12 protein-coding genes and 1 pseudogene are annotated in these 14,078 nt (G+C 70.8%); 11 read left to right on the top strand and 2 right to left on the bottom strand.

Going from position 1 to position 14,078, the window contains the following annotated elements; genetic code table 11:
* The first annotated feature begins 7 nt into the window (after positions 1–7).
* The 3 genes from adh to KAK06_RS07805 all read left to right on the top strand — a co-directional run bounded on the left by adh (position 8) and on the right by KAK06_RS07805 (position 2,771).
* Positions 8–1,528, top strand: a complete 1,521-nt coding sequence (adh, locus tag KAK06_RS07815; protein WP_210801379.1) for an aldehyde dehydrogenase — start codon at positions 8–10, stop codon at positions 1,526–1,528.
* 108 nt (positions 1,529–1,636) lie between these two features.
* The gene (locus KAK06_RS07810) at positions 1,637–2,011 is read left to right on the top strand and encodes a DUF779 domain-containing protein (protein WP_210801378.1); all 375 of its coding nucleotides are present in this window, start codon (positions 1,637–1,639) and stop codon (positions 2,009–2,011) included.
* Positions 2,012–2,051: 40 nt separating this feature from the next.
* Positions 2,052–2,771 carry a riboflavin synthase subunit alpha gene (locus KAK06_RS07805; RefSeq protein WP_210801377.1) on the top strand — a complete coding sequence of 240 codons (720 nt, stop codon included), beginning with the start codon at positions 2,052–2,054 and terminating at the stop codon, positions 2,769–2,771.
* Here KAK06_RS07805 and KAK06_RS07800 read toward each other — a convergent pair.
* A pseudogene (locus KAK06_RS07800) lies at positions 2,767–4,284 on the bottom strand (methyl-accepting chemotaxis protein); the annotation flags it as partial. The gene KAK06_RS07805 and the pseudogene KAK06_RS07800 overlap by 5 nt on opposite strands.
* A gap of 184 nt (positions 4,285–4,468) precedes the next feature.
* On the opposite strand from KAK06_RS07800, the gene KAK06_RS07795 reads away from it, so the two are divergent.
* A complete protein-coding gene (locus KAK06_RS07795) occupies positions 4,469–5,338 on the top strand; it encodes a DNA ligase (protein WP_210801376.1) in 870 nt (289 codons plus the stop codon).
* Between the two features lie 29 nt (positions 5,339–5,367).
* On the opposite strand, the gene KAK06_RS07790 is transcribed toward KAK06_RS07795, so the two are convergent.
* Positions 5,368–6,942, bottom strand: a complete 1,575-nt coding sequence (locus KAK06_RS07790; RefSeq protein WP_210801375.1) for a bifunctional aminoglycoside phosphotransferase/ATP-binding protein — start codon at positions 6,940–6,942, stop codon at positions 5,368–5,370.
* Positions 6,943–6,977: 35 nt separating this feature from the next.
* Between KAK06_RS07790 and sbcB the strand changes: the two genes are divergently transcribed.
* The 7 genes from sbcB (at position 6,978) to KAK06_RS07755 (ending at position 14,064) form a co-directional block, all read left to right on the top strand.
* On the top strand, positions 6,978–8,408 hold the full coding sequence (sbcB, locus tag KAK06_RS07785; RefSeq protein ID WP_210801374.1) for an exodeoxyribonuclease I: 1,431 nt from the start codon (positions 6,978–6,980) through the stop codon (positions 8,406–8,408).
* A 72-nt stretch (positions 8,409–8,480) separates the two neighbouring features.
* On the top strand, positions 8,481–9,173 hold the full coding sequence (locus tag KAK06_RS07780) for a DUF6781 family protein (protein WP_210801373.1): 693 nt from the start codon (positions 8,481–8,483) through the stop codon (positions 9,171–9,173).
* A gap of 80 nt (positions 9,174–9,253) precedes the next feature.
* Entirely contained in the window at positions 9,254–10,375 is a 1,122-nt protein-coding gene (locus tag KAK06_RS07775; RefSeq protein WP_210801372.1) for a beta-ketoacyl-ACP synthase III, read from the top strand.
* A 63-nt stretch (positions 10,376–10,438) separates the two neighbouring features.
* Complete coding sequence (locus tag KAK06_RS07770) at positions 10,439–11,137, top strand: hypothetical protein (protein WP_210801371.1); 699 nt, start codon at positions 10,439–10,441, stop codon at positions 11,135–11,137.
* A gap of 13 nt (positions 11,138–11,150) precedes the next feature.
* Complete coding sequence (locus KAK06_RS07765; RefSeq protein ID WP_210801370.1) at positions 11,151–12,683, top strand: class I adenylate-forming enzyme family protein; 1,533 nt, start codon at positions 11,151–11,153, stop codon at positions 12,681–12,683.
* Complete coding sequence (locus KAK06_RS07760) at positions 12,680–13,672, top strand: NAD-dependent epimerase/dehydratase family protein (protein ID WP_210801369.1); 993 nt, start codon at positions 12,680–12,682, stop codon at positions 13,670–13,672. Before KAK06_RS07765 ends, KAK06_RS07760 begins: the two co-directional genes overlap by 4 nt.
* Complete coding sequence (locus KAK06_RS07755; protein ID WP_210801368.1) at positions 13,669–14,064, top strand: PCC domain-containing protein; 396 nt, start codon at positions 13,669–13,671, stop codon at positions 14,062–14,064. The genes KAK06_RS07760 and KAK06_RS07755 overlap by 4 nt, the downstream gene beginning before the upstream one ends.
* Positions 14,065–14,078 lie beyond the last annotated feature (14 nt).

The following is a 14,078-nucleotide window of genomic DNA, read 5'->3' as shown; positions in this document are numbered from 1 at the left end:
ACACACCATGCTGTATGCCTACCCCGGTACCGCCGGCGCCCCGGTCCAGTACAAGACCCGTTACGACAACTTCATCGGCGGCAAGTTTGTCGCGCCGGTGGGCGGTCAGTACTTCGATGTGGTCACGCCGATCAACGGCAAGGTCTACACCCAGGCCGCGCGTTCCACCGAAGCCGACATCGAGCTGGCGCTGGACGCCGCCCACAAGGCCAAGGACGCCTGGGGCAAGACCGCGCCGGCCGAGCGCGCCAACATCCTGCTGAAGATCGCCGACCGCCTGGAAGCCAACCTCGAGAAGCTGGCCTACGCCGAGACGGTGGACAACGGCAAGCCGATCCGCGAGACGCTGGCCGCCGACATCCCGCTGACGGTGGACCATTTCCGCTACTTTGCTGGCTGCGTGCGTGCCCAGGAAGGCGCGATCAGCGAGATCGACGAGAACACGGTGGCCTACCACCTGCATGAGCCGCTGGGCGTGGTCGGCCAGATCATTCCCTGGAACTTCCCGATCCTGATGGCCGCCTGGAAGCTGGCCCCTGCGCTGGGCGCCGGCAACTGCGTGGTGCTCAAGCCTGCCGAGAGCACCCCGATCTCGATCCTGGTGCTGGCCGAGCTGATCGCCGACCTGCTGCCCCCGGGCGTGCTGAACATCGTCAACGGTTTTGGCCGCGAAGCCGGCATGCCGCTGGCCAACAGCAAGCGCATCGCCAAGATCGCCTTCACCGGCTCCACCGCCACCGGCAAGATCATCGGCCAGGCCGCTGCGGCCAACCTGATCCCGGCCACGCTGGAGCTGGGCGGCAAGAGCCCCAACATCTTCTTTGAAGACATCGCCGATGCCGACGACGCCTTCTTCGACAAGGCCGTCGAAGGCCTGGTGCTGTTCGCCTTCAACCAGGGCGAGGTCTGCACCTGCCCGTCGCGCGCGCTGATCCAGGAATCGGTCTACGACAAGTTCATGGCGCGCGTGCTGCCGCGCGTGGCTGCCATCAAGCAGGGCAGCCCGCTGGACACCGACACCATGATCGGCGCCCAGGCCTCGGCCATGCAGATGGACAAGATCCAGTCCTACCTGGAAGTGGGCAAGCAAGAGGGCGCGCAGGTGCTGATCGGTGGCAACGCCGCGCAACTGGGCGGCGACCTGGCCGGTGGCTACTACATCCAGCCGACGCTGTTCAAGGGCCACAACAACATGCGCATCTTCCGCGAGGAGATCTTCGGCCCGGTGCTGGCCGTGACCACCTTCAAGGACGAGGCCGAGGCCCTGGCGATCGCCAACGACACCCCCTACGGTCTGGGCGCCGGCGTGTGGAGCCGTGACGGCAACCGCGCCTACCGCATGGGCCGCGGCATCCAGGCCGGCCGCGTGTGGACCAACTGCTACCACGCCTACCCGGCGCATGCGGCCTTCGGTGGCTACAAGGAATCGGGCATCGGCCGTGAGACGCACAAGGTCATGCTGGACCACTACCAGCAGACCAAGAACCTGCTGGTCAGCTACAGCCCGCACAAGCTGGGCTTCTTCTGATCGCCGAGAGTCTCTTCGTGATCGGGACGCCCACCGGACTGCGGTCCGGGGGCGACCTTTTCAGGGCAGCCCGGCGGGCTGCCCTTTTTTCATTTCCAAGGAGACGACATGGACCCGGTGGAACGCGTGGTCGCCACCGATGCCGCGCGCGCACTGCTGCAGCGCCTGCGCGAGCGCCACGGTGCGATCTTCCTGTACCAGTCGCACGGCTGCTGCGACGGCTCGACGCCGATGGCCTTCAAGCCCGGCGAGATGCACCTGACGCCCGATGACCTGCGCTACGGTGAGGTGGACGGCGTGACGATGTGGGTGGGTCGCACCCAGGCCGACTACATGCAGGGCACGCAACTGATCCTGGATGTCGGCCAGGGCAGCCTGGGCACCTTCTCGCTGGAGGATGGCGAGGGCCTGCATTTCAAGGCCCGCACGCGGCTGTGGAGCGACGACGAATGCGCCTGGCTGGCGGCGCATCCGCTGGCTTGAGACAATCCAGGCTTTCGCCACCGCCCAAGCGCCCCAGCCCATGTTCACCGGCATCGTCCAAGGCATCGCCACCGTCGAGCAGATCACCGACCGCCCCGGCCTGCGCAGCTTCACGCTGCGCTTTCCGCCCGGCTTTGCCCAGGGGCTGGCGATCGGTGCCAGCGTCAGCACCGACGGCGTCTGCCTGACGGTGACCGCGCTGCGCGGCGACGACGCGGCCGATTTTGACGTCATGCTGCAGAGCCTGAACCTCACCTCCCTGGGCAGCCTGGTCGAGGGCAGCCGGGTCAATGTCGAGCGCGCCGCCCGCGACGGTGCCGAGATCGGCGGCCATCCGCTGTCCGGCCACATCGACTTCACCGCGCAGGTGGCCGAGGTGCGTCGCCCCGAGAACAACCAGGTGCTGCGCATCCAGGTGCCGTCGCCGTGGATGCGCTATGTCTTCGCCAAGGGCTACATTGCGGTCAATGGCGCCAGCCTGACCGTGGCCGAGGCTGACCGCCGCGCCGGCTGGTTCGAGGTCTGGTTGATCCCCGAGACGCTGCGCATGACCACCTTCGGTGAGAAGGGGCCGGGCGACCGCCTCAACATTGAAATCGAGCGCCAGACCCAGGTCTTTGTCGATACCGTGCGCGACACGCTGGACGAGCGCCTGGGCCCGCTGATGCCGCTGCTCGAGCAGTTCCTGGCCGAGAAGGGCCTGGGCACCGAGCTGCTGGCCGGCAGTGCGCCGCGCCTGGACGGGCCGATCAGGTCTTGAACGCAGACACCGTCGCCACCAGCGCCGTGGCCTGACGGCTCAGGCTCTCGGAGGCGGCGCTGGTCTGCTCGACCAGCGCGGCGTTCTGCTGGGTGTGGCCGTCCATGCGCGCCACCGCCTGACCCACCTGGCCGACGCCGGTGTTCTGCTCGTCGCTGGCCTGGCTGATCTCGCGGATGATCTGGTCGACGCGGCCGATGGCGGCCACCACCTCCTGCATCGTCGCGCCGGCCTGACCGGCCAGCTCGTTGCCTTGGCCCACGCGCTCGACGCTGGCCTGGATCAGTGACTTGATCTCCCGCGCGGCGTCGGCGCTGCGCTGGGCCAGGCTGCGCACCTCGCCGGCCACCACCGCAAAGCCGCGGCCGGACTCGCCCGCGCGCGCGGCCTCGACCGCTGCATTGAGCGCCAGGATATTGGTCTGGAAAGCAATGCCGTCAATGACGCCGATGATGTCGGCAATGCGCTTGGCGCTGTCGTCGATCGCACGCATCGTGCTGACCATCTCGCCCACCACCTGGCCACCACGCTGGGCGACGTCACTGGCGGTGGCGGCCAGGCCGGCGGCCTGGCGGGCGTTGTCGGCGTTGCGGCGCACGGTATGGCCCAGCTCGCTCATCGAGCTGGCTGCGAGCTGCAGCTCCGAGGCCTGGCGCTCGGTGCGGCTGGCCAGGTCCCCATTGCCCTGCGCTATCTGGCCGCTGGCTGCGGCCACGCTCTCGGCGCCGCCGCGCACCCGGCCCACCAGATCGCGCAGATGCTCCTGCATCTCGGACAGCGCGCGCAGCAGCCGGGCCGCCTCGTCGCTGCCCTGCGCCGAGATGGCCTGGCGCAGGTCGCCTTCGGCCACCCGGCGCGCGGCGGCAATGGCCGCCTGCAGCGAGGCCGACACCTGGCGGCTGATGAGCACCGCAATCGCGATGCCGATCAGCAAGGCCGTCAGCATCAGGCCGACGCTCCAGCCGATCGCCTGCCGCCCGGAGGCCGCCGCCTGCGTCGCCACCGCCGCGCTGTGTTCGGCGATCGAGGTCTGCAACTTGTCCAGCAACTAGCTGGGCTCGCGATCGATGCCGCGCACCGCCAGGTCGCCCACCGAGGACTCCATGCCGCTGGCCTTGAACTTTTCCAGCCCGCTGCGGTAGGCCTCGGCCATCTTGCGGTGCGCCGCCAGGAAAGCGTCGATCAGGGCCTGGTCCGACGCCACCTCAAGGCGCCGGCGCAGGGCCCGGGCGATCTCGTCCACCTGTTTCTCTTCCCTCTGGAAGGCGGCCCAGTGCTTGTCCAGCAGCGCTGCGTCCGAGCCACGCAGCAGCACGTTCTTCCACTCCTGGACCTGGGTCTTGAAGTGGGACTCCATGTCATCGGCGGCGCGCTCGTCGGCCACGCGGCCCTGCACGTCGACCTCGAACACGGTCATGCTGCGCTGGGCTTGCCACAGCCCGCCAGCGCCTGCCAGCAGGGTCAGCACCAGCACGGCGGCGAAGGCCAGCGGGAGTTTGAGGCGGATGTCCATGTCCGTTGTCCTTGATCGACGGAAGCGTTGGGTCAAAGCCGTGATGCTGAGGCGTCGGCTCATGGGCCATCCGGTGGAAACGGTGGTCCTCCGAACCCATCTTCACAAGCGGCACCGAAGCGGGGCGTGCGCCTCCCCCATCAGTGGGTTGTGCGCACAGCGGTGGTGCCATTAAGGTGGCAGGATGGACTTCGACCTGTCCCATGGGTTCTGGCTGGGCGCAGCGGCGCAGGTGGCGCCTGAGGCGCTGCAGCCGCACGTGACGATCGTGACGCAGCCGATCAGGGTACCGGCCATGCTGCTGGCCCGCGATGCGCCCGCGCACCCGGATCCGGCCGGCTGGCTGGTCAGCGAAAAATACGACGGCGTGCGTGCGCTGTGGGATGGCCAACAACTGCGCAGCCGCAGCGGCCGCGTCATCGCCGCGCCGCCGGGCTTCCTCGCCCGCCTGCCGGCCCACGCGCTGGACGGCGAGCTGTGGCTGGGCCGCGGCCGCTTTGAGGCCATGTCGGCACTGGTCCACCGCGTCGATGCCACCGACGCCGATTGGGCGCCGGTGCGCTTCATGGTGTTCGAGCTGCCCGCTGGCCGAGGCGGCTTTGCCGAACGGGTGGCGCAACTGCAGCAGCTCGCGCCATCGGATGGTGTGTGGCAGGTGGTGCCGCAGCGCAGCCTGCCGCATGCCGCGGCCCTGTCCAGCTGGCTGCACGAGGTGGTCGCTGGCGGCGGCGAGGGCCTGATGCTGCACCGCGCCGACAGCCCCTGGCACGCCGGCCGCAGCGATGCGCTGCTCAAGCTCAAGCCCCAAGCCGATGACGAGGCGGTGGTCATCGGCCTGGTGCCTGGCCGCGGCCGGCTGGCAGGTCAGGTCGGCGCCCTGACGGTGCGCGATGCCCAGGGCCGCGTGTTCCGCATCGGCACGGGCCTGTCCGATGCCCAACGGCGCCAACCACCGCCGCTGGGCAGCCGCATCGGTTTCCATTACCGCGGCCGCACGGCGAACGGCCTGCCGCGCCACGCGAGCTTCTGGCGCCTGCTGGGGGCGGGCGATTGAATCGAACCGGACGGGGCGCGGTGGCCGCCTCAGGACGCCGACTGCAGCGCGGCCAGCAGGGTCGTCCAGCGGGCCTGGGGGGCGCCTGCCGCATCGGTCAGCACCGCGTCGGGCCGCCAGCACAGGGCCTGTTCGTCGGCGTCCAGCGGATCGCGGTCCTGCAGCTGGCGCGCCAGCACGGCGGCGTTGGCCTCGGAGGCATCGTGCCCGGCGGCGGCGCGCCGCGCCAGACGCTCGCGCAGCAGCGCCGGATCGGCGTCGAAGGGCAGGATGCCGTAGCGCACGCCGTGGCGCGCGGCCAGCGCGCGCGCGGCCTGGCGGTCGGCGCCGCGCAGGAACGTGGCGTCCAGCAACACCGGGTGGCCGCCCTGCAGTGCGGCGTCGGCCAGCGCCAGCAGGCGCGCCAGCGTGGCGGCATTCGCCGTGTGGTCGTTCAGGCCGCCGTCCAGCGGCGAGTGGCTGGCCTCGCTCGGCGCCAGGCCGTGCAGGCGCTTGCGCTCCACGTCCGAGCGCCAGCGCACCAGATCGCCCTGGTCCAGCAGCGCTTCGGTCAGCGCCGTCTTGCCGCTGCCCGACGGGCCATGGGTGATCAGCAGCATCGGCGGAGCCGGCTGGGCCACGCGCCGGGCCAGCGCCAGCGCGTGGTCGGTGGCATCGCGGTCGGCTGCCTGCCCGGTCTGGGTGTGGCGCAGCGCAGCCACCTTGGCACGCACCAGCGCCCGGGCCACGCGCTCGGCACGCTCGCCCACCAGGGCCTGGCCGTCGCCGTTGCGCTGCAGCCAGGCGTCCAGCAGCCGGCCGGCCAGATCGGGGCGCTGGTGGGCCGCCAGGTCCATGCGCAGAAAGGCCAGGTCGGCCACCACGTCTATCCAGCGCAGCGCGGGGTCAAAGGCCAGGGCGTCGAAGGGCATGGGTTCGCCATCGACCTGGGCGATGTTGGCCAGGTGCAGGTCGCCATGGCCTTCGCGCACACAGCCCTGGGCCGAACGCTGGCGCCGCCAGCCGGCCAGACGCCGGCCTTCGGCCGCTGCCCAGTCCGACCAGCCGTCCAGGGCGTCGGGGCGCAGCCGGCCCAGCGTGGTCAGGGTGTCGCGCAGCGGCTGCTGCACCCGCTCATCGGCATCGGCCCAGGCCGGGGCCACAGGTGCCTGGCGCTGGAAGTCCACCAGGCGGCCGGCCAATCGGTCGATCATCGCCAGCGACAGCGCGCCGCGCTGCAGCAGACGGTCCCATTGCTGGTCCGGTTCGAAGGCCCGCATGTGCACGGCCACATCCAGTGCGCCCTGGGCGGGCCAGGGTGCGAGCCGCACCGGGCCGGGCGGTCCCAGCACCGCCTGCAGGTCTCGGTACAGCGGTGCGGCCAGGCGGCGGTTCAGGCGCAGCTCCTCCTGGGCGTCATGCACCCGCTGCGACAGCCGGCGGAAATCGGCAAAGTCGGTGGCCAGCGCCTTGTGCAGCTTCCAGGCCTGACCGCCGGCCAGCAACACATGCGACAGGTGCGTCTGCAGGTGGTGCACCGGGCCGCCCAGCGTGTCAGTCAGGTGCTGCGACAAGGTCGCCACCAGACACTGCTGCGCCGGCAGGTCGAGTTCCTCGGGGGCCATGCGGCGATTGTGGCCCCCGCTGCTATCGTGGCGGCATGAGCGACCTCAGCTTCTTCTGGCACGACTACGAGACCTTCGGCCGCGTGCCGCGCCGCGACCGCCCTGCGCAATTCGCCGGTGTGCGCACCGATGCCGACCTCAACGAGATCGGCGAGCCGGTCATGATCTACTGCCAGCCCGCGCTGGACAGCCTGCCCGACCCCGAGAGCTGTTTGCTGACCGGCATCCTGCCGCAGCACTGCGCCGAGCTGGGCTTGCCCGAAAACGACTTCGCCAGCCGCATCCACGATGTCCTGGCCGAGCCCGGCACGGTGGGCGTGGGCTACAACTCGATCCGATTCGACGACGAGGTCACCCGCCACCTGTTCTGGCGCAACCTGATCGACCCCTACGCCCGCGAGTACAAGAACGACTGCGGTCGCTGGGACCTGCTGGACACCGTGCGCTGCCTCTACGCGCTGCGCCCGGACGGCCTGCAGTGGCCCACCCACGACGACGGCCGGCCGTCGTTCAAGCTGGAGCACCTCAGCGCCGCCAATGGCCTGGTGCACGAGGCCGCCCACGACGCGCTGTCCGATGTGCGCGCCACCATCGGCCTGGCCCGCCTGGTCCGCCAGGCCAACCCGCGGCTGTGGGATTTTTGCCTGCGCCTGCGCCACAAGCAGGCGGTGTGGGACGAGATCGGTGTCGGCAAGCCCTTTCTGCACGTGTCGGGCATGTATGGGCCCGAGCGCGGCTGCCTGGCCCTGGTCTATCCGCTGGGCCTGCATCCCACCAACCGCAACGAGCTGCTGGTCTGGGACTGCGCGCACGATCCTGCCGTGCTGGCCGACCTGGATGCGGCGGCACTGCGCCTGCGCATGTTCACCCGCAGCGCCGATCTGCCCGACGGCGTCGAGCGGCTGCCGCTCAAGACCATCCACGCCAACAAGTCGCCGGTGGTGATCGGCAAGCTCAAGACCCTGCAGCCCGCCCAGGCCGAGCGCTGGGGCCTGGACATGGCCACCGCGCTGCAGCACGCCGAGCGCGCCAAGGCGCTGGTCGAGCCCCTGTCGGCGCGCTGGCCCGAGGTCTTCGCCCGTCCGGCGCCCGAGCGCGCTGCGGATGTCGACGAAGACCTCTACGGCGGCTTTCTCTCCCCCACCGACCGCAAGCGCCTGGACGGCCTGCGCCGCGCCCCGGAGCCAGCGGCCCTGCGCCGCGCCAGCTTCGATGATCCGCGCCTGGCCGAGCTGGTATTTCGCTGGCGCGCCCGCAACTTCCCGCAGATGCTGGACGAGACCGAGCAGGCCCGCTGGCTGCACTGGCGCGCCGCCGCACTGCACGAGGGGGCGGCCGGCGGACTGACGCTGGCGGCCTACAGCGAGCGCATCGACCACCTGGCCGAGAGCGCCGACGAGCGCGGCCAGGCCCTGCTGGAAGCCCTGGTCGACTGGGCCGAACAGATCGCACCGCCCGCCGACTGACGTTTGCCCGGTGTGGCCGTTCGGCCCGGACGGGCGTATCGTCGGGCCTGTTTCCACCCCACAGGAGCTTCCATGCTGAAATCCGGCATCGACCAGGACGCGTTGATCGAGCAGTTCGCGGGCGCCAGCGCCCGCCAGACCGCGCAGCTGCGCCAGGCGGTCACCGAGGCCACACTCAAGGCCCTGCAGGGCCGCGAGATGACGCTCAAGAACATCCGCAGCGTCGTCAAGTCGGTGGCCGAGGCGGCCAGCGCTGGCGCTGCGCAGAATGTCATGCCCAAGGTCGACATGGAAAAGCTGCTGGCCTCGGCCGTGGCGGGCGTCGATGACGCCCTGCTCAAGGCCGTCGAGGCCAACAAGGTGGCGCTGGCGCGCTTCGTCGACCAGGGTGTCGGCCTGCAGGAAAAGCAGCTGAAAAAGGCGCTGGATGACCTGGAGAAGTTCGAGGACACCATGTTCGCCGCCATGAAGAAGGCCGCTGTCGGTGCCGGCACCACCATGGAAGGCCCCTGGAACCAGGTCCTCGAGAAGTTCCAGGCCCAGGGCTCGCAAGCCGGCGCCCAGGCCAGCGCCACCGCCCAACAGATGGCCACCCAGATGCAGCAGGCGCTGCGTGAGGGCCGCGCGGCCAGCTTCAAGGCCGCCCAGGTGCTGGCGCAGAGCTACACCGCGCTGGTCAGCGGCGTGCTGATTGGTCTGTCCGACGCGCTCAGCGCTGGCGCCACCGCCGCTGAGCCGGCGGCCAAGCCCGCCCGCAAGCGCTGACCTCGCTGGCCAGCCGCCGGACCCGGCCACGAGCGGTGTCCGGCGGCTGGCCGTTCCACCCGATCACTTCCCCGTTTCCCATGACCTCTGTCGTCATCAGCGGTACCGGCTTGTTCCGGCCGCAGCACATCATCACCAACGCCGAGCTGGTGGCCTCGTACAACGCCTATGTCGCGCTGCAGAACGAGCGCCACGCCGAGGCCATCGCCGCCGGCACGCGCGAGCCGCTGGTGCCCTCCAGCGTCGAGTTCATCGAGAAGGCCTCGGGCATCAAGCAGCGCCATGTGCTTGAGAAGGACGGCGTGCTCGACCCCACCCGCATGTTCCCGCGCTTCCAGGAGCGTGCCGACGACCAGCTCTCGCTGATGGCCGAGATCGCGGTGGACGCCGGCCGCCAGGCCCTGGCCGCCGCCGGCAAACGGGCCGACGAGGTGGACATGGTGCTGTGCTCGGCCGCCAACATGCAGCGTGCCTACCCCGCCATGGCGGTCGAAATCCAGCACGCGTTGGGTGCCGGTGGCTTCGGCTTCGACATGAACGTCGCCTGCTCATCGGCCACCTTTGGCATCGAGCAGGCGGTCAACGCCGTCAAGACGGGCACGGCCCGCTGCGTGCTGATGGTCAACCCCGAGATCACCTCGGCCCACCTGGAATGGCGCGACCGCGACTGCCACTTCATCTTCGGCGACGTCTGCACCGCGGTGGTCGTCGAGGCGGCCGACACCGCCACCGCGGCCGCGCAGTGGGAGGTGCTGGGCACCAAGCTGGCCACCAAGTTCTCGAACAACATCCGCAACAACTTCGGCTTCATGAACAGCTGCGAGGACAGCGACCCCGAGGCGCGCGACAAGAAGTTCCGCCAGGAAGGGCGCAAGGTCTTCAAGGAAGTGGTGCCGATGGCCGCCGCCCACATCGAGGCCCACCTGGGCACGCTGGGGTTCACGCCCCAGCAGGTGCGCCGCTACTGGCTGCACCAGGCCAACCTGGGCATGAACCAGCTGGTGCTGAAAAAGCTCGTTGACCGCGAGGTGGGCGACGACATCGCGCCGCTGATCCTGCACGAGTACGCCAACACCGCCTCGGCCGGCTCGGTCATCGCCTTTCACGAGCACCGCGGCGACCTGGCCGCCGGTGACCTGGGTGTGATCTGCTCCTTTGGCGCCGGCTACTCGATCGGCAGTGTCGTCGTGCGCCGGCGCTGAGCCCTTGTGCGCCGATGGCATCATGCCGCCCTTCGTTTCCCTGATTGCCCGAGGAATCCGCCGATGACGCTGACCCGTTCCGCCGCCCTGTGCTTCATGGCCCTGTCCCTGGCCAGCCTGGGGGCCGCTGCCCAGACCAAGCCCGCCGCTGCCCCCGTGCCCAGCAAGACCATCACCGGCAAGGCCGCCGTGGGCAAGCTGATGACCTTCAAGGAGCTGGAGTCCTGCCTCAAGGAGTACGACCAGCTCAAGCCCAAGGCCGACGATCTGAACAACCGCCGTACCGCGCTGAGCGAGGAGCGCAAGCTGATCGAAGCCGAAGCCGAGGGGCTGCGCAACGACAGTCAGGCCGCCGCGCTGCAGGCCAAGGTAAGCGCCTTCAACCAGCGCCAGGTGGCCTTCAAGGACCGCGTCGAGGCCTTCAACAAGCGCTCGACAGAGTTCAACGCCAATCCGCCGTCTGGCTCGGCCGGCGACCGCGAGCGCAAGGCGCTGGATGTCGAGCGCGAACAGCTGCTGGCCATGGAAGGCCCGCTGCGCACCGAAGGTCAGGCCTTGACCACCGAGCGCGAGGCCATCGCCAACAGCCTGAAGCAGCGCACCGACGCCCAAGGCGTCAAGGCGGCTGACTGGAACGCGCGCAGCAAGGCGCTGGACGACGAGGTCGCCACCTTCGAGGAAACCCGCCTGGCCTGGAGCGAGCGCTGCGGCAACCGGCCCTACAACGAGGACCACGAGAAGATCATCCGCTCGGGCAAGTGAGGCCGGGCCCGCGATGAACCTGGCCCACCTGCTGGAGCGCCAGGCGCTGCGCGCGCCCGCGCGGCCGGCGCTGCTGCGCGGCACGCAGGTGGTGGCCAGCCACGGCGACTGGGCCGCCAGTGCTGCCGCGCTGGCGCAGCGGCTGCGGGCTGCCGGCCTGCAAGCTGGCGATCGCGTCGCGCTGTTCAGCCGCAACCATGTGCGCTACGCGCAGTGGATGCTCGGCTGCTGGTGGGCCGGTCTGGTGGTCGTGCCTGTCAATGCCCGGCTGCATGTGCAGGAACTGCGTTGGATCGTGGACAACGCCCAGGCGCGCTGGGTGGTCCACAGCGCCGATGTGCTGCCCGAGGGCGCCGCGGCACTGCCTGGCGTGGCGCGCGTGCTGGAGATCGACAGCGACGAGGGCGGCGCGCTGCTGGCCCCCGGTGAGTCGCTGCCGGTGACACCGCGTGGTCCGGACGACCTGGCCTGGCTGTTCTACACCAGCGGCACCACCGGCCGTCCCAAGGGCGTGATGATCACGCACCGCAACCTGATGACCATGGGTCTGGGCTACCAGGTCGATGTGGACGCGGTGTCGCCCGATGACGCCATGGTCTACGCCGCGCCGATGTCGCACGGCGCCGGCATCTACCTGGTGCCGCACCTGATGGCCGGCGCGCGCCATGTGGTGCCCGACAGCGGCGGCGTCGATCCGGCCGAGCTGTTCGCGCTGGGTGCCGCCGTGGGGCCGCTGTCCACCTTTGCCGCCCCCACCATCGTGCGGCGCCTGGTCGCGCATGCCGAGGCGGCCAGTCTGACACCCGAGGACTGTGCGCGCGCCTTCAAGACCATCGTCTACGGCGGCGCGCCGATGTACGCCGCCGACATCCAGCATGCGCTGCGCGTGATGGGCCCGCGCTTTGTGCAGATCTATGGCCAGGGCGAGACGCCGATGGTGGGCACGGTGCTCAGTCGCCGCGACCTGGCCGACAGCGCCCACCCGCAACATGCGCAGCGCCTGGCCTCGGTGGGCGTGGCGCAGACGCCGGTGCGCGTCCAGGTGGCTGGTACCAACGGCCAGCCGCTGCCCCCCGGCGAGGTGGGCGAGGTGCTGGTGCAGGGCGACTCGGTGATGGCCGGCTACTGGCGCAACGAGACCGCCAGCGCCGAAGCCCTGCGTGGCGGCTGGCTGTGGACCGGCGACATGGGCTGCCTGGACGAGGCCGGTTACCTGACGCTGAAGGACCGCAGCAAGGACCTCGTCATCTGCGGCGGCTCCAACGTCTATCCGCGCGAGATCGAGGAGGTGCTGCTGGAGCACCCCGATGTGGCCGAGGCTGCGGTGGTCGGCGAGCCCGACCCCGAGTGGGGCGAGCGCCTGGTGGCCTTTGTCGTCCCCGCACCCGGCGCCACGCTGGACACCGCCGCGCTTGATGCACTGTGCCTGGCGCGCATCGCCCGCTTCAAGCGGCCCAAGCGCTACCGGGTGGTGCAGGCCCTGCCCAAGAACGCCTATGGCAAGGTGCTGAAGACGGCGCTGCGCGAGCAGCTGCGAGGGCCATGAAGCTGCTGGTCATCGGCGGTGGGCGCTTTGCCGGGCGCGCGATCGTCGAGGCGGCGCTGGCCGAGGGCCACGCCGTCAGCACCTTCAACCGCGGCAGCCAGCCGGCGCTGCCGGGCGTGCAGGCAATCATTGGCGACCGCCGCGGCGACCTGTCCGCATTGCACGCGGGCCGCTGGGACGCGGTGATCGACTGCTGCGGCTACCTGCCGCGCGAGGTGGCTGCCATGGCCGATGCGCTGGCGCACCGGGTGGGCCGCTATGTCTTCCTCTCCAGCGTGTCGGTGTATGCCGACCACTCGCGGCCCTGCGATGAGTCCGCCGCCACCGGCACGCTGGCCGACCCCGCGACCGAGGTGGTCGACGGCGACACCTACGGCCCGCTGAAGGCGGCCTGCGAGGCCGTGCTGGCGGCACGCCTGCCGGGTCGCCACCTGAGCCTGCGACCCACGCTGATCGTCGGTCCGCACGACCCCACCGGCCGCTTCAGCTGGTGGCCGGCGCGCGCCGCCCGTGCCCGCGCCGGTGAGCCGATGCTGTGGCCGGGCGATCCGCTGGGTGCGCTGCAATGGATCGACGCGCGTGATCTGGCGCGCTTCGCGCTGGCCATGGCGGCGCAGGGGCCCTGCGGCGTGCTCAATGTGGGCTCGCCCGCCGGCCGCTGGCGCTGGGGCGATCTGGCCGATGCCTGCGTGGCGGCGGCCGGCACCGGCGCTGTGCCGGTATGGGTGCCCGAGTCAGGGCTGCAGGCCGCCGGCGTGCAGCCGTGGATGGAGCTGCCGCTGTGGATCCCTGCCGATGGTGCCCATGACGGCTTTCTCAAGGTGGACTGCCGCCGCGCCGAGGCCCTGGGCCTGCAGTGCCGCCCGGTGGCCGCCACCGTGGCCGACACGCTGGCCTGGTGGCGTGCACTGCCGCCGCAGGCGCAGGCCTTTCCCAACACCGGCCTGTCGCCCGAGCGCGAGCAGGCCTTGCTGGCGGCCGTGGCATGACCCCGCTGCGCCTGCCGCCCGGCACCGACCTGAAGGCCGGCCTGCTGGCGCTGCTGGCCGATCCGGCCTGGGCGGGTGGCGCCTTCGTCGTGGCCGGCATCGGCAGCCTGCACGACGCCCGCCTGCGCCTGGCGGCGGCCGACGCGGCCACCGAGATCGCCGGCCCCTGTGAGCTGCTGTCGCTGCAGGGCACGCTCAGCGCCGACGGCGCGCACCTGCACATGGCGCTGGCCGATGCGCAGGGCCGCGTCTGGGGCGGCCATGTGCTGGACGGCAACCGCATCCGCACGACGGCCGAGCTGCTGCTGAGCCCGCTGCCCGGCTGGCAACTGGGCCGAGCCCCCGACCCCGCCACCGGCTACGCCGAGCTGGTGGTGCAGCCCCGCCGCTGACAGGGCCGAGCGGG

The sequence above is a fragment of the Ideonella aquatica genome (assembly GCF_018069755.1).
GTDB classification, from domain to species: domain Bacteria; phylum Pseudomonadota; class Gammaproteobacteria; order Burkholderiales; family Burkholderiaceae_C; genus Ideonella; species Ideonella aquatica.
Note: the sequence above shows the minus strand (reverse complement) of the source record. Positions and strands in the feature narration are given on the sequence as shown.

Excerpts from the sequence above, each read along its gene's own strand:
- KAK06_RS07770 (WP_210801371.1), top strand. The coding sequence starts at position 10,439 with ATGACGCTGACCCGTTCCGCCGCCCTGTGCTTCATGGCCCTGTCCCTG.
- KAK06_RS07795 (WP_210801376.1), top strand. The coding sequence starts at position 4,469 with ATGGACTTCGACCTGTCCCATGGGTTCTGGCTGGGCGCAGCGGCGCAG.
- KAK06_RS07765 (WP_210801370.1), top strand. The coding sequence starts at position 11,151 with ATGAACCTGGCCCACCTGCTGGAGCGCCAGGCGCTGCGCGCGCCCGCG.
- KAK06_RS07780 (WP_210801373.1), top strand. The coding sequence starts at position 8,481 with ATGCTGAAATCCGGCATCGACCAGGACGCGTTGATCGAGCAGTTCGCG.
- KAK06_RS07775 (WP_210801372.1), top strand. The coding sequence starts at position 9,254 with ATGACCTCTGTCGTCATCAGCGGTACCGGCTTGTTCCGGCCGCAGCAC.
- KAK06_RS07805 (WP_210801377.1), top strand. The coding sequence starts at position 2,052 with ATGTTCACCGGCATCGTCCAAGGCATCGCCACCGTCGAGCAGATCACC.
- KAK06_RS07755 (WP_210801368.1), top strand. The coding sequence starts at position 13,669 with ATGACCCCGCTGCGCCTGCCGCCCGGCACCGACCTGAAGGCCGGCCTG.
- adh (WP_210801379.1), top strand. The coding sequence starts at position 8 with ATGCTGTATGCCTACCCCGGTACCGCCGGCGCCCCGGTCCAGTACAAG.
- KAK06_RS07810 (WP_210801378.1), top strand. The coding sequence starts at position 1,637 with ATGGACCCGGTGGAACGCGTGGTCGCCACCGATGCCGCGCGCGCACTG.
- KAK06_RS07760 (WP_210801369.1), top strand. The coding sequence starts at position 12,680 with ATGAAGCTGCTGGTCATCGGCGGTGGGCGCTTTGCCGGGCGCGCGATC.
- KAK06_RS07790 (WP_210801375.1), bottom strand. The coding sequence starts at position 6,942 with ATGGCCCCCGAGGAACTCGACCTGCCGGCGCAGCAGTGTCTGGTGGCG.
- sbcB (WP_210801374.1), top strand. The coding sequence starts at position 6,978 with ATGAGCGACCTCAGCTTCTTCTGGCACGACTACGAGACCTTCGGCCGC.